The following is a 15,887-nucleotide window of genomic DNA, read 5'->3' as shown; positions in this document are numbered from 1 at the left end:
GGTGATGCCGATCGGCAAGGGACAGCGTGCGCTGATCGTGAGCCCGCCGAAGGCCGGTAAGACCAGYGTTCTGCAGGCCATCGCGAACGCCATCGCGACCAACAACCCCGAGTGCTACCTCATGGTCGTGCTGGTCGACGAGCGTCCCGAAGAGGTCACCGACATGCAGCGTTCGGTGAAGGGCGAGGTCATCTCCTCGACCTTCGACCGCCCGCCGGGAGACCACACGTCGGTCGCCGAGCTCGCCATCGAGCGTGCGAAGCGCCTGGTGGAGGCGGGTAAGGACGTCGTCGTCCTGCTCGACTCGATCACCCGCCTCGGCCGTGCGTACAACAACTCGTCGCCGGCGTCGGGACGTATCCTCTCCGGTGGTGTCGACTCGACCGCGCTGTACCCGCCGAAGCGTTTCCTCGGTGCTGCGCGCAACATCGAGAACGGCGGTTCGCTCACGATCATCGCGACGGCAATGGTCGAGACCGGTTCCACCGGCGACACCGTGATCTTCGAGGAGTTCAAGGGCACCGGTAACGCCGAGCTGAAGCTGGACCGCAAGATCGCGGAACGCCGCGTGTTCCCGGCCGTGGACGTGAACCCCGCCCGGACGAGGCGGCGGTGCTGCACAAGCTCCGGCGCGTGCTCTCCGGTCTCGATTCGCACCAGGCCATCGATCTGCTGATCGACCGGCTCAAGAAGAGCAAGAGCAACCTCGAATTCCTCATGCAGGTGTCGAAGACTGCTCCGGGCGCGATCGACGACTGATCATCGACCCGAAGCGGGGCCCGGCGACTTTAGTCGCCGGGCCCCGCTGTTTCCCCCTCCGGAATCACCGTGGAACAAAACGCGGACCACCCGCGTTGACCACACCGCAAGCACAAAATGCCGATTGGGATCGCGAACCTGCGGTCTGGCATACTGAGCGGCTGAGTCCGGTTCCGGTTCACGTCTTCGAACGGCGAAGGCGACCCGGCGACCATTGAAAGGGACACCATGAAGTCAGGCATTCACCCCAATTACGTGGCCACCACCGTGGTCTGTGGTTGCGGCAACACCTTCGAGACCCACAGCACCAAGGAGACCGGGCGTATCAACGTCGAGGTCTGCTCGCAGTGCCACCCGTTCTACACCGGCAAGCAGAAGATCCTCGACACCGGTGGACGTGTCGCCCGCTTCGAGGCTCGCTACGGCAAGCGTGCCGGCAAGGGCGCAGCCAAGGAATCTGCAGAGTCCTAGCTGTTCCGCCGACGCCCGTCCTGCGATAATTGCAGGMCGGGCGTCGGCTTTTTTGTGCCTACTTCCCGAACGAACGCAGAGCGGAGCGAATCATGGCAGGGACCACCCAGCCTTCGGCCATCGACGACATCCTGGCCGAACATGCCGGCCTGGAGCAGCAGTTGGCGGATCCGGCCCTGCACAACGACGCTTCCGCGGCCCGCAAGGCGGGCAAGCGATTCGCCGAACTCGCACCGATCATGGCGACGTACACCAGGCTCAAGTCGGCGCAGGACGATCTGGAGGCGGCGCGTGAACTCGCCGCCGACGATTCCAGCTTCGCCGCCGAGGTGCCCGCACTCGAGGAGCAGGTCCTCGAACTGGACAAGACTCTCACCGATCTCCTGGCTCCCCGCGACCCGCACGACGGTGACGACGTGGTGCTCGAGGTGAAGTCGGGGGAGGGCGGCGAGGAATCCGCGTTGTTCGCCTCCGACCTGGCCCGGATGTACGTCCGGTACGCCGAGCGTCACGGTTGGCGCGTCGAGATCCTCGACGCGACCGTGTCCGACCTCGGCGGATACAAGGACGCGACGCTGTCGATCAAGTCGAAGGGCGATGTGCGTGACGGGGTCTGGGCGCGGCTGAAGTTCGAGGGCGGCGTCCACCGTGTGCAGCGTGTGCCCGTGACGGAATCGCAGGGACGCGTCCACACGTCCGCCGCCGGTGTCCTCATCTACCCGGAACCGGAAGAGGTGGAGGAGGTGCAGATCGACGAAACCGACCTGCGCATCGACGTCTACCGCTCCTCGGGCAAGGGTGGTCAGGGTGTCAACACCACCGACTCCGCGGTCCGGATCACGCACCTGCCCACCGGCATCGTCGTGACCTGTCAGAACGAACGCTCGCAGCTGCAGAACAAGGCCCGCGCCATGCAGGTGCTCGCCGCCCGGTTGCAGGCTGCGGCGGAGGAGGCCGCGGACGCGGAGGCGTCGGCGGGCAGGCAGAGCCAGGTGCGCACCGTCGACCGTTCCGAGCGGATCCGTACGTACAACTTCCCGGAGAACCGCATCACCGATCACCGGATCGGGTTCAAGTCCCACAACCTGGATGCGGTCCTGGACGGCGAACTCGACGCCCTGCTCGACGCGCTCGGCAAGTCGGACCGTGAGGCGAGGCTCGCCGCGGAGTAACCGCGAAGCCGGGACCGCGCCACCGGGCGGCGGGCCGCGTGGCAGTCTGTACCTGTGAGTCGCCTTCCTCTTCGCCTGGCCCTGATCGACGCAACCGCGCAACTCGACGAGGCCGGGGTGCGTAGCTCCCGTGCGGACGCCGAACTGCTCGCGGCACACCTGCTGGGGGTGGAGCGAACCCGGCTCGGGCTCGTCCCGCTCGTCGACGAGTCGGTGATCGACGCCTACAAGAAGATGGTCGACCAGCGGGCCAAGCGGATTCCGTTGCAGTACATCCTCGGTACGGCCGCCATGGGAGACATCGACATCGAGGTCGGCCCCGGCGTTTTCGTGCCGCGCCCGGAGACGGAACTGCTGCTCGGGTGGGCGCTCGCATTCCTCGGAAGCTGCGATCAGCATCCGCCGGTGGTCCTCGACCTGTGCACCGGGTCGGGCGCGCTCGCGCTGGCGATCGCCAACGCCCGCCCCGACGCCGTCGTACACGCCGTCGAACTGGAACCGCATGCGCTCGCGTGGGCCCGGCGCAATGCCGACGCCCGCGAACAGGCAGGTGACGCGCCGATCAGGCTGTACCAGGGTGACGTGACGGACCGGACATTGCTCGCCGGGCTCGAGGGCGGGGTCGACCTGATCGTCGCGAATCCGCCGTACATCCCGGAGGGTGTCGAACTCGAACCCGAGGTGGCCGACCACGATCCGCACAGCGCGCTGTTCGCCGGACCTGACGGTCTGTCCGTCATCAAGCCGATGATCTCGAACGTCGCGCGCTGGCTGCGCATCGGGGGAGCGGTCGGAATCGAGCACGACGACTCGAACGGCTCCGACGTCGCGGCACTGTTCGCGTCCCGCCGGGTGTTCGGCGAGGTCGCGGAGCATCCGGACCTGGCGGGGAAGCCGCGGTTCGTCGTGGCCCGGCGCGTCGCAACGGATATCGAGGCGCAGCGTGCAGGGGCCGACGCCGAGGGTGAAAGAATGAACCGGTGAGTACCGTTTACGACTGTGGCCTTCCCGATTCACGCTCCGCCGGACTGAGTGCGGCCAAGAATGCGCTGAAGGCCGGGCGTCTCGTCGTGCTCCCCACGGACACGCTGTACGGAATCGGCGCGGACGCATTCGACAGCGAGGCCGTCGCCGCCCTCCTGCGGGCCAAGGGTCGCGGGCGGGACATGCCGGTGCCCGTGCTCGTCGGCTCGTGGAACACGATCGACGGCCTGGTGTACAGCGTGCGCCCGCAGGCGCGCGACCTCATCCGGGCGTTCTGGCCCGGCGGGCTGAGTCTCGTTGTGGAGCAAGCGCCTTCGCTGGCATGGGATCTCGGCGACACCCGGGGCACGGTCATGCTGCGCATGCCGCTGCACCCGGTCGCCCTCGAACTGCTGCGTGAGGTCGGTCCGCTCGCGGTGTCGAGCGCGAACGTCTCCGGGCGCTCGCCCGCCACGACGGTGGAGGAAGCCCGCGAGCAACTCGGCGGATCGGCGAGCGTGTACCTCGACGGTGGCCGGGCGGAACAGGGGCAGGCATCGACAATCGTCGACCTCACCGGCGCCACCCCGCGGATCCTGCGTGAAGGCGCGGTGCCCACCGGCGATGTCGCCGCCGTACTCGGAGTGACGGCGGAGAGTCTGTCCGCCCAGTGAGTGCTGCCGAATCGGCCGGCGTGGTGCTGGCTCAAGCAGGTGGGGGCGCGGGTGTCCCGCTGCGCGAACTCCTGCTCGTCCTCTTCACGGCCGCGGTGGTGACCTACCTCGCCACCGGAGCCGTGCGGCTGTTCGCGCTGCGGTTCGGGGCAGTGGCGGTGCCGCGGGACCGGGACGTCCATGTCACCCCGACGCCCCGCCTCGGCGGGGTCGGCATGTATCTCGGCATGCTCGTCGCGTTGTTGTTCGCGCAGCAGCTACCCGCGCTCACCAGGGGATTCGAGTTCACCTCCGACATTCCCGCGGCCCTGGTGTCGGGGTTTGTGATCGTGCTGGTGGGGGTGGTCGACGACCGCTGGGGCCTGGACGCGCTCACGAAGTTCGTCGGCCAGGTCACCGCGGCCGGGATCCTCGTCGTGATGGGGGTGAGCTGGTTCATCGTCTATATGCCGTTCGGGGACGGCAGCACGGTCATCCTCGACCAGCTGCAGGCCGGTCTCGTCACCGTTGGTGTCGCGGTGGTGATGGTGAACGCCATGAACTTCGTCGACGGCCTCGACGGCCTCGCCGCGGGCCTCGGCCTGATCTCGTCGCTCGCGATCTGCGTGTTCTCGGTGGGACTTCTGCACGATCAGGGCGGCGACGTCAGCGCCTATCCGCCCGCTCTGATCGCCGCCGCCCTGGCAGGTGCGTGTCTCGGTTTCCTTCCGCACAACTTCCAGCCCGCCAAGATCTTCATGGGCGACTCCGGCTCCATGCTGATCGGACTGATGCTGGCGGCCATCTCCACCAGCGCGTCCGGTCGCATTCCGTTGACCGCGTACGGCACCCGCGACCTGCTCGGTCTGCTCTCGCCGCTGCTGTTGGTCGGTGCCGTCATGTTCATTCCGATCCTCGACCTGTTGCTGGCCGTGGYCCGGCGAACCCGCGCCGGGGTGAGCCCGTTCAGCCCCGACAAGATGCACCTCCACCACCGGCTCCTGCAGATCGGGCACTCGCACCGCCGCGTCGTGCTGCTCATCTACTTGTGGGTCGGTGTGCTGGCGTTCGGCGCGGTCGGTTCGGCCCTGTTCGACCGTCGCGTCGTCGTGCTCCTGGTCGCGGGAGGCCTGGTCTTCGCATTGGTCGTGACGGCTGTCCCGTCGATTCGCGGACAGCAGCACGATCGTCGGGGCTGACGGGAGGGTTGCCGCGGACCGGCGAGGATCCACTACCCTTGGCGACCGTGACGTTCACCCCTGCCTCCGCCCCTGATCACACCGCGTCGTTGCGGGCTGCCGTGCGCTACGGAGTTCTCGGTCTGATCGTGCTGGCAGTGGTCGGTTCGATCGTCGCTTTTCTCGTCGCGGGCAAGCCGGGCCTGTACGGGGCCCTTCTCGGTGCGGCGGTCGGGGGAGGATTCATCCTGTGCACCGCACTCGGTGTGCTGTTCACCGCGAAGCTTCCGGCGCTGACGGCGGGAGCGGTACTGCTCGGTACGTGGTTGCTGAAGATGATCCTCGCGATCACGGTCCTCGCGATCCTCAAACCGCTCGACTTCTACGACAAGACGGCATTGGTGCTGGTCATGGTGCTTTCGCTGGTCATCGTGCTGGGAGCGGAAACGTTCGGAGTGCTCGGTACCAAGGCGCCGTACGTCGAACCCACGCCGTCGGACGACGCCGGATCGCCCGATTCGGACGATAAGTAGTACTACGAGATGTAGTAAAATTGAATCGACCCCGACCCCGTCTACACAACGTCGTAGATGACTTGCTAAGGTCTGGGTCAAGCGAGAGCAATGAGAGTGCGAGTCAGTTACTCGCCGGTATTGCATGCTTGTAGGTGGCCGCACTTTCAGGGCCGCCGAGTCGACGAGAGTCGCCGACACCGACAGACGCTGGACTCGAACAGTCCGCAGCAGCTGACGAATACGCGAGTCGAGCTTGTCGACTTGTTTGATCGTCAATGTCCGATCGAACCGCAGTCAACGAAGGCTGCGGACCGACTACGGGAGAGAACGCTGAGCGTCATCAACGTGGCCGCGGAAGAATTCCACGCGCCTTCCCTGAACGACTTCTTCCCGCCCGCGGTCCTGTTCGAAGGGACTCCGTTCGAACTCGACCGCCTGATGCTGGTTCGCATCCTGCTGTCCGCGCTGATGATGCTCTTCTTCGTCATCGCGATGCGCAGCCCGAAGATCATTCCTCGCGGTGTCCAGAACATCGGTGAGATCGCGCTCGACTTCGTCCGGATCAACATCGCGGAAGAGATTCTCGGCAAGGAGCAGGGCAAGCGCTTCCTGCCGGTCATCACCACCATCTTCTTCCTGGTGCTCGCCAGCAACCTCGGCAGCATCATCCCCTTCATCAACATCTCGCCGAACGCGCGCATCGGCATGCCGCTCGTGCTCGCCGCCCTGGCGTACATCGTGTTCAACTACGTCGGCATCAAGAAGTACGGCTTCTTCAAGTACGTGAAGAGCAGCATCGTCGTCCCGGGTGTGCCGCTTCCGCTGCACTTCCTGCTCGTGCCGATCGAGTTCATCTCGACGTTCGTCCTCCGGCCGTTCACGCTCATGGTTCGTCTCATGGCCAACATGCTGGCCGGCCACATCCTGCTGGTGCTGTTCTTCAGCGCCACCCAGTACTTCTTCTTCGTCTCCGGTGGGTTCCAGGCCGTGTTCGGTGTGGCCTCGCTTGCCGCCGGCATTGCATTCACCTTCTTCGAACTGCTGGTGATCTTCCTGCAGGCCTACGTCTTCGCGCTGCTCACGTCGGTGTACATCGATCTGGCGCTGCACGCGGATTCGCACTAGCACCACAAATTTCACGACCAGCTACACCAAGAACTGAGCCTCCCGCCGAATCCGGCGGAGGTCAACAGAAAGGGAACGGAACACCATGAGCCTCGCCTACCTCGCTCAGGAAGCTGTCCAGGAAACCCGCTCGACGGGCTTCGGAGCCATCGGCTACGGTCTCGCCGCGATCGGCCCCGGCATCGGCGTGGGCATCGTTGTCGGTAAGGCAATCGAGGGAATGGTTCGCCAGCCCGAGATGGCCGGACAGGTTCGTACCACGATGTTCCTCGGTATCGCCTTCACCGAAGCCCTCGCGCTGATCGGCCTCGTCGCYGGCTTCATTTTCTAAGACCGTCACATGGCAGCCAACATCGCATTGCTCGCGGCAGAGGAAGAGAGTCACAACCCTCTCCTCCCCGCGACGTATGACATCGTTTGGTCGATCGTCTGCCTGGTCATCGTTGGTTTCGTCTTCTGGAAGTACGTCCTTCCGATGTTCCAGAAGGTCCTTGCCGAGCGAACCGAGCAGATCGACGGCGGCATCAAGCGGGCCGAAGAGGCCCAGGCCGAAGCGAAGGCGGCGCTCGAGCAGTACCGCGCTCAGCTGGCCGAAGCTCGCACCGAAGCTGCGCAGATCCGTGAGGACGCGCGCACCCAGGGGCAGCAGATCATCGCCGAAATGAAGGCACAGGCTCAGGAAGAAAGCGACCGCATCGTGGCCGCCGGCAACAACCAGCTGGTTGCCCAGCGTCAGCAGATCGTCGCCGAACTGCGCGCCGATCTCGGCCGCACCGCGGTCGACCTCGCTGAGAAGCTCATCGGTGAGTCCCTCGCCGACGACGTCAAGCGGGCCGGCACTGTCGATCGATTCCTGAACGAGCTCGACTCCATCGGCGCAAATTCCGCAGCAGGGAAGTGAGCACCATGTACGCAGCGAGCCGTGAGGCCTTGACGCAGACCCGTGCTGCGTTGTCTTCGGCCTTGGGATCCGTCTCTGCCGGAGCAGCCACAGCGGCCGCGGCCCAGATCGGGGCCGAGCTGTTCTCGGTCGTCGAGATCCTGGACGAGCAGCGCACTCTCCGGAGTGCCCTGTCGGACACCTCGACGACCGGGAGCGTTCGCGAAGGTCTGGCCCAGCAGGTGTTCGGCGGCAAGGTCTCGGCCGAGACCCTCGCCGTCCTGAAGGCGGCGGTGGGCCAGGACTGGTCCGCCACCTCCGACCTGCTCAACTCGCTGGTGCTCCTCGGTCGGGAATCGCTGCTGAAGGCAGCGGCCGATCAGGGACAGCTCGACGCCGTCGAGGACGAGCTCTTCCGTCTCGGCCGCATCGTTGCCGGTGACCCCAAGCTCGAGCAGTCACTGTCCGACCGTTCCGTACTGGCGAAGGGCAAGCGTGACCTGCTCTCCAAGCTGCTGTACGGCAAGGTCACCGCGGTCTCCGAGGCATTGGCGACCCAGGCAGTGGGCCGGTTGAAGAACTCCGCACCCGCGGACGCCTTCGACGAACTGTCGAATCTGGCAGCAGCGCAGCGGAAGGCCGTTGTCGCCAAGGTGCGCAGCGCTGCTCCGCTGTCCAGTGAGCAGTCGGATCGGCTGACCGCCACCCTCACCCGTACCTACGGGAAGCCGGTGACGGTTCACGTGGAGGTCGATCCTGAACTCCTCAGCGGCTTGGTCGTCCGGGTGGGCGACGAGGTGATCGACGGCAGCGGAGCGGGACGTCTCGCAGCGTTGCGGAAGTCCCTCAAGTAGTCCGCAACCGAACCCCATACCCCAGATCTTTTCGAAGACCAGACACCGAGAGCAGGAAAAACATGGCGGAGCTGACGATCTCCTCCGACGAGATCCGTAGCGCGATCGAGAACTACACCGCGAGCTACTCCCCGGAGGCCTCCCGCGAAGAGGTCGGCGTCGTGACCGACACCAGCGACGGCATCGCGCACGTCAGTGGCCTGCCTTCGGCGATGGCCAACGAACTGCTGGAGTTCCCCGGCGGAATTCTGGGCGTCGCGCTCAACCTGGATGCCACCGAGATCGGTGCCGTCATCCTGGGCGATTACGAGAACATCCAGGAAGGCCAGGAAGTCAAGCGGACCGGCGACGTGCTGTCGGTACCCGTCGGCGACGCCTTCCTCGGCCGCGTCATCAACCCGCTCGGCCAGCCGATCGACGGCCTGGGCGAGATCGCGAGCGACGAGACCCGCGCCCTCGAGCTGCAGGCTGCCTCGGTGCTCGAGCGTCAGCCCGTCGAGGAGCCGCTGCAGACCGGCATCAAGGCCATCGACGCGATGACCCCGATCGGCCGCGGACAGCGTCAGCTCGTCATCGGCGACCGTAAGACGGGCAAGACCGCCGTCTGCATCGACGCGATCCTGAACCAGAAGGCCAACTGGGAGACCGGCGACGAGAAGCAGCAGGTTCGCTGCATCTACGTCGCGATCGGCCAGAAGGGTTCCACCATCGCGGGCGTCAAGGCTGCCCTCGAGGAGCAGGGCGCGATGGAGTACACCACCATCGTCGCTGCCCCGGCCTCCGACTCCGCCGGTTTCAAGTGGCTCGCCCCCTACACCGGCTCCGCCATCGGTCAGCACTGGATGTACCAGGGCAAGCACGTCCTGGTCGTGTTCGACGACCTGACCAAGCAGGCCGAGGCATACCGCGCCATCTCGCTGCTGCTGCGTCGCCCGCCGGGACGTGAGGCATACCCCGGTGACGTCTTCTACCTGCACTCCCGCCTGCTGGAGCGTTCGGCCAAGCTGTCCGACGCCCTGGGTGGAGGCTCGCTGACCGCGCTGCCGATCATCGAGACCAAGGCCAACGACGTCTCGGCCTACATCCCGACCAACGTCATCTCCATCACCGACGGTCAGGTGTTCCTCGAGTCGGACCTGTTCAACAAGGGTGTCCGTCCCGCCATCAACGTCGGCATCTCGGTGTCCCGTGTCGGTGGCGCCGCGCAGACCAAGGGCATGAAGAAGGTTTCCGGCTCGCTGCGTCTGGAGCTGGCCCAGTTCCGTGAGCTCGAGGCGTTCTCGGCCTTCGCCTCCGACCTGGACGCCGCCTCGAAGGCACAGCTCGAGCGTGGCGCCCGCCTGGTGGAGCTGCTCAAGCAGGATCAGTACAGCCCGATCCCCGTCGAGGACCAGATCGTGTCGATCTACCTCGCCGGTGAAGGTGTCTTCGACAGCGTGCCCGTCGGCGACGTCCGTCGCTTCGAGGCCGAACTGCTCGACGAGCTGCACCGCACCGCCTCCGGCGTGTACGAGAGCATCAAGGGCGGCAAGGCCCTCGACGCCGACAACGCCAAGGCACTGGTCGAGGCCACCGACAAGTTCAAGGAAACGTTCCTCGCGTCCGACGGAAGCCGGGTCGTGAACGAGGCCGAGGCTGAGGCTCTGGACGCCGGCGAGGTCGGCCACGAGCAGATCAACGTCAAGCGCACCACCGTCAGCAAGTGAGCGGCCTGCCCATGATGCTGCGAAACATGAAGGGAGAGTGATCGATCGATGGCAAGCATTCTCGAACTGAGGTCTCGCATCAAGTCGGTCAACTCGACCAAGAAGATCACCAAGGCCCAGGAACTGATCGCGACCTCGCGGATCACGAAGGCACAGTCGCGCGTCGCCGCGGCGAAGCCGTACGCCGAGGAGATCACGAAGGTTCTCTCGGAGCTGGCGAGCGCGTCCGCTTCGCTGGACCACCCGTTGCTCAACGAGCGCACCGATCCCAAGCGTGCCGCGGTCCTGGTCGTCACCAGTGRCCGCGGTATGTGCGGCGGATACAACTCCAACGTCCTCAAGGAGGCCGAGGRGCTGTTCCAGCTGCTGCGCAGCGAGGGCAAGGATCCGGTGATCTACGTGCTCGGATCCAAGGGCCTGGGCTACTACACGTTCCGTGACCGCGATCTGGGGGGTGCGTGGACCGGGTTCTCCCAGAATCCGGGCTACTCCGACGCTGCCAAGGCGAGCCGGCACCTGGTCGACCTGTTCATGGCCGGATCCGGCTCCGAGGTTCCCGCGCCGAACGGTGAGGGCACCATCGAAGGCGTCGACGAGCTGCACATCGTCTACACCCGCTTCGTGTCGATGCTGACCCAGTCTCCCGAGGTTCGCCGGATGGCTCCCCTCGAGGTGATGGTCTCCGAGGAGCACGTCGAACTCGGCGAAGACATCCTGACGAACGGTCACGGGTCCAGCAACTCGGACCCGGTCGCCGGATACAACTTCGAGCCGGAACCCGACAAGCTGCTCGGTGCCCTGCTGCCGAAGTACATCAGCACCCGCATCTACTCCTCGCTGCTGGATGCTGCGGCGTCGGAGTCGGCTGCCCGTCGTACCGCCATGAAGGCCGCGACGGACAACGCAAACGAACTGGTGAACACGTTGAGCCGTCAGGCAAACCAGGCTCGCCAGGCCCAGATCACCCAGGAAATCAGCGAGATCGTCGGCGGCGCGAATGCGCTCGCCTCGAGCGCAGGAAGTGACTAAGCAATGACCGCAGCAGTAACCGAAAACAACGGGGCAGGCTCGGGTTCGTCCGTCGCCGGCCGCGTCGTGCGGGTCATCGGTCCCGTCGTGGACGTTGAATTCCCGCGTGGCGCCATTCCTGAACTGTTCAACGCCCTGCACGCCGAGATCACGCTCCCCTCGGTCGCCAAGACGCTGACCCTCGAGGTTGCACAGCACCTCGGCGACAACCTGGTGCGCACCGTCTCGATGCAGCCCACCGACGGTCTGATCCGCGGCACCTCGGTGTCCGACACGGGCAAGCCGATCTCGGTTCCCGTCGGCGACGTCGTCAAGGGCCACGTCTTCAACGCGCTGGGCGACTGCCTCGACGCTCCCGGTACGGGTCGCGACGGCGAGCAGTGGGGCATCCACCGCAAGCCACCGGCCTTCGACCAGCTCGAGGGTAAGACGGAGATCCTCGAGACCGGCATCAAGGTCATCGACCTCCTCACCCCGTACGTCAAGGGTGGAAAGATCGGTCTGTTCGGTGGTGCCGGTGTCGGCAAGACCGTTCTGATCCAGGAAATGATCACCCGTATCGCCCGCGAGTTCTCCGGCACCTCGGTGTTCGCAGGCGTCGGTGAGCGCACCCGTGAGGGCACCGACCTTCACCTCGAGATGGAAGAGATGGGCGTCCTCCAGGACACCGCCCTCGTCTTCGGCCAGATGGACGAGCCGCCGGGAACGCGTATGCGCGTCGCCCTGTCCGCGCTGACCATGGCGGAGTACTTCCGCGATGTCCAGGGTCAGGACGTGTTGCTGTTCATCGACAACATCTTCCGTTTCACCCAGGCCGGTTCCGAGGTGTCGACCCTGCTCGGTCGTATGCCTTCGGCCGTGGGTTACCAGCCGACCCTGGCTGACGAGATGGGTGAGCTGCAGGAGCGGATCACCTCGACGCGAGGCCGCTCCATCACCTCGCTGCAGGCGATCTACGTGCCCGCCGACGACTACACCGACCCGGCGCCGGCCACGACGTTCGCGCACCTCGACGCCACCACCGAGCTGTCGCGTCCGATCTCGCAGATGGGTATCTACCCCGCTGTGGACCCGCTGACCTCCACCTCCCGCATCCTGGAGCCCGGCATCGTCGGTGCCGAGCACTTCCGGGTCGCCAACGAGGTCAAGCGCATCCTGCAGAAGTACAAGGAACTGCAGGACATCATCGCCATCCTCGGTATGGACGAGCTGCAGGAAGAGGACAAGGTGCTCGTCGGCCGTGCCCGTCGTCTGCAGAAGTTCCTCGGCCAGAACTTCATCGTCGCCGAGAAGTTCACCGGTGAGCCCGGCTCCGTGGTGCCGCTCCGCGACACCATCGAGGCGTTCGACCGCATCTGCAAGGGCGAGTTCGATCACCTGCCCGAGCAGGCGTTCAACAGCTGTGGTGGACTCGATGACGTCGAGGCTGCAGCCAAGAAGATCGCCGGGAAGTAGTCGACGATGGCTGAGATGACCGTGGAACTCGTCGCCGTGGAGCGACGGTTGTGGTCTGGTTCGGCGACTCTCGTCAGCGCACAGACGACCGAGGGCGAGATCGGTGTCATGCCCGGGCATGAGCCGGTTCTCGGACAGCTGGTCGAGGGCGGAGTGGTTGCGATCACGACGGCCGACGGTGAGCGTATCGTCGCTGCTGTGCACGGCGGATTCCTGTCCGTGACCGCGAAGACAGTCACGATCCTCGCCGAGTCAGCCGACTTGGCCGAGGACATCGATGTGGAAGCGGCCAAGGCCGTGCTCGCAGAGAGTGGAGACGACCTCGAGGCGATTGCTGTCGCCAAGGGTCGGGTCCGCGCTGTCGAGCGCGCCTAGGCTGCACGAGAAAGACCGCGACGGAGCCGACGAACAGTGACAATCGGAATGACTGTGTTGATCATTCTGGTTGTGCTGCTCGCGGCCTTCGTCGCGGTTTTTCTGTATCGGCTTGCAGTACTGCGCCGCGGGGGCACCGCGGCGATCCTCCGGGTGACGCCTGCCCCGGGGGACACCGGGTGGCGCCACGGCGTCATCCGCTACGGCGAGGGCTCCCTCGTCTTCTTCAAACTGTCGAGTCTGCGACCCGGCCCCGATTCGCGTATCGAGCGCCAGGGCATCGAGGTCGCAGGTCGTCGCAGCCCCGAGGGCTCCGAATTCGACATCATGTCCGAGGAGATCATCATCCTGTCGGTCAAGGACCGCGGGAGCTCGTACGAGATCGCACTGGACGGGGGAGCGTTGACCGCGTTCCTGTCCTGGGTCGAATCGCGACCGTCCGGCCGATCGGTTCGCGGTCGCCGACTCTGATCAGGACTTCCCGGCGCCCGGCTTCCAGAGCACGTCGCCCTCGGGGTTCGCGAGCCTGCTGACGATGAACAGCAGATCCGACAGCCGGTTGAGGTATTTCGCCGGAAGAGCGTTGGTGGTCTCCGGGCTGGTGTCGACGGCCGCCCACGCGGACCGCTCGGCGCGACGGGTCACGGTCCGCGCCACGTGCAGCAGAGCGCCCAGCGCCGTCCCGCCCGGGAGAATGAAGGAGTTCAGCGGCTCCAGGCGTTCGTTCAGTTCGTCGCACCAGCCTTCGAGACGATCGATGTATTCGCCGGTGATGCGCAGCGGCGGGTATTTCGGTTCCGCCTCCACCGGGGTGGAGAGGTCGGCGCCGGCATCGAACAGGTCGTTCTGGATCTGCCGCAGGATCGACCGGATCTCCTCCGGCGGGTCGCCCAGCGCGACCGCAACCCCGATCGAGGCGTTCGCCTCGTCGCAGTCGGCGTACGCGATCAGCCGCGGATCGTTCTTCGACACACGGGAGAAATCGCTGAGTCCGGTGGTCCCGTCGTCGCCGGTCCGGGTATAGATCTTGGTGAGGTGTACGGCCATAGCGTTACGGTACCGGCCTCCGGTGCCGGCATCCCTGGCTCTAGGCTGTGTTCTGTGAGCGAACGCTTCCTTGTCACCGGCGGTAACCGCCTCGTAGGTGAAGTGTCTGTCGGGGGCGCGAAGAACAGCGTTCTCAAGCTGATGGCGGCAGCGCTGTTGGCTGAGGGCACCACAACCGTCACCAATTGTCCGGACATCCTGGATGTTCCTTTGATGGCCGACGTCCTGCGCGGCCTCGGCTGCGAGGTGGACCTCGATGATTCCGTCGTCCGGATCACGACACCCGCCGAACCCAAACACCACGCCGATTTCGCGGCGGTACGACAGTTCCGCGCCTCGGTGTGTGTGCTCGGACCGCTCGTCGCGCGGTGCCGTCGCGCCGTGGTCGCGCTGCCCGGTGGCGACGCCATCGGTTCGAGGCCCCTCGACATGCATCAGTCGGGGCTGCGGTTGCTCGGTGCGCACAGCACGATCGAGCACGGCTGCGTGGTCGCGCAGGCCGAGGACCTGCACGGTGCGAACATCCGGCTCGCGTTCCCGTCGGTGGGGGCGACCGAGAACATCCTGATGGCCGCCGTCCTCGCCAAGGGCGAGACGGTGATCGACAACGCGGCCCGCGAACCCGAGATCGTCGACCTGTGCAACATGCTGATCCAGATGGGCGCGAAGATCCAGGGTGCCGGCACATCCACGCTGACCATCCAGGGCGTCCCCAAGCTCGAGCCGACCACGCACCGCGTCATCGGCGACCGGATCGTCGCGGCGACGTGGGGGATCGCGGCGTCGATGACGCGCGGTGACGTGCGCGTGCGCGGGGTCAACCCGAAGCACCTCGGCCTGGTGCTCGACAAGCTGCGGGTGGCCGGCGCCGAGGTTACGGCCGAGGCGGACGGATTCCGGGTGGTCCAGGAAGCGCGGCCGACAGCCGTCAACTTCGCGACGCTGCCCTATCCGGGTTTCCCCACCGACCTGCAGCCGATGGCGATCGGCCTCGCGGCGGTCGCRGAGGGAACATCGATGATCACGGAGAACGTCTTCGAGGCGCGGTTCCGGTTCGTCGAAGAGATGATCCGGTTGGGCGCCGATGCGCGGACGGACGGTCATCACGCAGTGATCCGGGGAATCGCGCAGTTGTCGAGTGCGCCGGTGTGGTCGTCGGACATCCGGGCGGGAGCCGGCCTCGTGCTGGCGGGTCTCGTCGCCGACGGGGTGACCGAAGTGCACGACGTCTTCCACATCGACCGCGGCTATCCCCGCTTCGTCGAGATCCTGCAGGAACTCGGTGGCCGCATCGAACGAGTGGACGCGGAACCCGGTTCTTCACGGTGAGTCCGGCGTCACAGCAACCGGTACGAGCGGCGAGGCCCCGGATCCGAAGGGGCGCACCGGCTCTGACCAGCGGAATCCTGCAACGACGAACACCGTGACCTGGCGATTTGGCAAGCAGTTTCCCTTCGCGTAACTTATTCCAGGTCAGAGCGACACGGACACCGACCCCGGCCGGAAGGCGGGGGACACGAGGTTGGACGAAGGCGCCTGGTAAATCGGAAGTTCACCGCCGTGTATGGTGGTGCTTCAATCCCGGTTTGATCTTGATCAGCGTCACGGCTTGCGCCGGTGAGGCTGGTAGGATAAGATGGAACGGTTGCCCCGGAGAGGCTGAAGTTGWTACTTCGGCAGTGATGGTGTGCGCGTGTTCTTTGAG

General features: G+C 65.7%; 17 protein-coding genes and 1 pseudogene. 17 read left to right on the top strand and 1 reads right to left on the bottom strand.

Annotated elements, in window-relative coordinates; all coding sequences use genetic code 11:
• From rho to AC1DWT_RS43380, 16 genes and pseudogenes are all read left to right on the top strand, one after another.
• Positions 1-759 (top strand): annotated as a pseudogene (rho, locus tag AC1DWT_RS43455) (transcription termination factor Rho); the annotation flags it as partial.
• A gap of 228 nt (positions 760-987) precedes the next feature.
• Complete coding sequence (gene rpmE, locus AC1DWT_RS43450; protein WP_005252948.1) at positions 988-1,230, top strand: 50S ribosomal protein L31; 243 nt, start codon at positions 988-990, stop codon at positions 1,228-1,230.
• A gap of 92 nt (positions 1,231-1,322) precedes the next feature.
• Entirely contained in the window at positions 1,323-2,402 is a 1,080-nt protein-coding gene (gene prfA, locus AC1DWT_RS43445; protein WP_072946113.1) for a peptide chain release factor 1, read from the top strand.
• Between the two features lie 54 nt (positions 2,403-2,456).
• A complete protein-coding gene (gene prmC / locus AC1DWT_RS43440; protein WP_072946115.1) occupies positions 2,457-3,386 on the top strand; it encodes a peptide chain release factor N(5)-glutamine methyltransferase in 930 nt (309 codons plus the stop codon).
• On the top strand, positions 3,383-4,039 hold the full coding sequence (locus AC1DWT_RS43435; RefSeq protein ID WP_072946118.1) for an L-threonylcarbamoyladenylate synthase: 657 nt from the start codon (positions 3,383-3,385) through the stop codon (positions 4,037-4,039). Before prmC ends, AC1DWT_RS43435 begins: the two co-directional genes overlap by 4 nt.
• Positions 4,036-5,217, top strand: coding sequence for a glycosyltransferase family 4 protein (locus tag AC1DWT_RS43430; RefSeq protein WP_477925521.1), 1,182 nt, complete (start codon positions 4,036-4,038; stop codon positions 5,215-5,217). The genes AC1DWT_RS43435 and AC1DWT_RS43430 overlap by 4 nt, the downstream gene beginning before the upstream one ends.
• A gap of 38 nt (positions 5,218-5,255) precedes the next feature.
• Positions 5,256-5,729, top strand: coding sequence for a Cg1360 family ATP-synthase-associated protein (locus AC1DWT_RS43425; RefSeq protein WP_072946122.1), 474 nt, complete (start codon positions 5,256-5,258; stop codon positions 5,727-5,729).
• A gap of 321 nt (positions 5,730-6,050) precedes the next feature.
• Positions 6,051-6,836 (top strand): F0F1 ATP synthase subunit A, encoded by a 786-nt coding sequence (gene atpB, locus AC1DWT_RS43420; RefSeq protein ID WP_371851572.1) that lies wholly within the window; start codon positions 6,051-6,053, stop codon positions 6,834-6,836.
• Positions 6,837-6,921: 85 nt separating this feature from the next.
• Positions 6,922-7,167 carry an ATP synthase F0 subunit C gene (locus AC1DWT_RS43415; protein WP_072946125.1) on the top strand — a complete coding sequence of 82 codons (246 nt, stop codon included), beginning with the start codon at positions 6,922-6,924 and terminating at the stop codon, positions 7,165-7,167.
• Positions 7,168-7,176: 9 nt separating this feature from the next.
• Positions 7,177-7,737 carry a F0F1 ATP synthase subunit B gene (locus AC1DWT_RS43410; RefSeq protein WP_095865710.1) on the top strand — a complete coding sequence of 187 codons (561 nt, stop codon included), beginning with the start codon at positions 7,177-7,179 and terminating at the stop codon, positions 7,735-7,737.
• 5 nt (positions 7,738-7,742) lie between these two features.
• Positions 7,743-8,570, top strand: coding sequence for a F0F1 ATP synthase subunit delta (locus tag AC1DWT_RS43405; RefSeq protein ID WP_206012791.1), 828 nt, complete (start codon positions 7,743-7,745; stop codon positions 8,568-8,570).
• 62 nt (positions 8,571-8,632) lie between these two features.
• On the top strand, positions 8,633-10,276 hold the full coding sequence (atpA, locus tag AC1DWT_RS43400; protein ID WP_012688409.1) for a F0F1 ATP synthase subunit alpha: 1,644 nt from the start codon (positions 8,633-8,635) through the stop codon (positions 10,274-10,276).
• A gap of 48 nt (positions 10,277-10,324) precedes the next feature.
• Positions 10,325-11,305, top strand: coding sequence for a F0F1 ATP synthase subunit gamma (locus AC1DWT_RS43395; RefSeq protein WP_477925517.1), 981 nt, complete (start codon positions 10,325-10,327; stop codon positions 11,303-11,305).
• 3 nt (positions 11,306-11,308) lie between these two features.
• Complete coding sequence (gene atpD, locus AC1DWT_RS43390; RefSeq protein WP_005252960.1) at positions 11,309-12,760, top strand: F0F1 ATP synthase subunit beta; 1,452 nt, start codon at positions 11,309-11,311, stop codon at positions 12,758-12,760.
• Between the two features lie 6 nt (positions 12,761-12,766).
• Positions 12,767-13,135: a F0F1 ATP synthase subunit epsilon gene (locus AC1DWT_RS43385; RefSeq protein WP_007300053.1), complete on the top strand. Its 369-nt coding sequence runs from the start codon at positions 12,767-12,769 to the stop codon at positions 13,133-13,135.
• 48 nt (positions 13,136-13,183) lie between these two features.
• Complete coding sequence (locus AC1DWT_RS43380; protein WP_124395819.1) at positions 13,184-13,606, top strand: DUF2550 domain-containing protein; 423 nt, start codon at positions 13,184-13,186, stop codon at positions 13,604-13,606.
• Here the strand turns inward: AC1DWT_RS43380 and AC1DWT_RS43375 are convergent, their stop codons facing one another.
• Complete coding sequence (locus AC1DWT_RS43375; RefSeq protein ID WP_206012790.1) at positions 13,607-14,182, bottom strand: cob(I)yrinic acid a,c-diamide adenosyltransferase; 576 nt, start codon at positions 14,180-14,182, stop codon at positions 13,607-13,609.
• Between the two features lie 54 nt (positions 14,183-14,236).
• On the opposite strand from AC1DWT_RS43375, the gene murA reads away from it, so the two are divergent.
• Positions 14,237-15,511, top strand: a complete 1,275-nt coding sequence (gene murA, locus AC1DWT_RS43370; RefSeq protein ID WP_072946140.1) for a UDP-N-acetylglucosamine 1-carboxyvinyltransferase — start codon at positions 14,237-14,239, stop codon at positions 15,509-15,511.
• The last annotated feature ends 376 nt before the right edge of the window (positions 15,512-15,887 follow it).

It is taken from the genome of Rhodococcus sp. P4_B6 (genome assembly GCF_056402215.1).
This window is presented reverse-complemented; position numbering and strand designations above follow the sequence as displayed.

Coding starts and splice junctions, on each gene's coding strand:
- rpmE (WP_005252948.1), top strand. CDS start 988: ATGAAGTCAGGCATTCACCCCAATTACGTGGCCACCACCGTGGTCTGT.
- prfA (WP_072946113.1), top strand. CDS start 1,323: ATGGCAGGGACCACCCAGCCTTCGGCCATCGACGACATCCTGGCCGAA.
- AC1DWT_RS43410 (WP_095865710.1), top strand. CDS start 7,177: ATGGCAGCCAACATCGCATTGCTCGCGGCAGAGGAAGAGAGTCACAAC.
- AC1DWT_RS43405 (WP_206012791.1), top strand. CDS start 7,743: ATGTACGCAGCGAGCCGTGAGGCCTTGACGCAGACCCGTGCTGCGTTG.
- atpA (WP_012688409.1), top strand. CDS start 8,633: ATGGCGGAGCTGACGATCTCCTCCGACGAGATCCGTAGCGCGATCGAG.
- atpD (WP_005252960.1), top strand. CDS start 11,309: ATGACCGCAGCAGTAACCGAAAACAACGGGGCAGGCTCGGGTTCGTCC.
- AC1DWT_RS43385 (WP_007300053.1), top strand. CDS start 12,767: ATGGCTGAGATGACCGTGGAACTCGTCGCCGTGGAGCGACGGTTGTGG.
- AC1DWT_RS43380 (WP_124395819.1), top strand. CDS start 13,184: ATGACTGTGTTGATCATTCTGGTTGTGCTGCTCGCGGCCTTCGTCGCG.
- AC1DWT_RS43375 (WP_206012790.1), bottom strand. CDS start 14,182: ATGGCCGTACACCTCACCAAGATCTATACCCGGACCGGCGACGACGGG.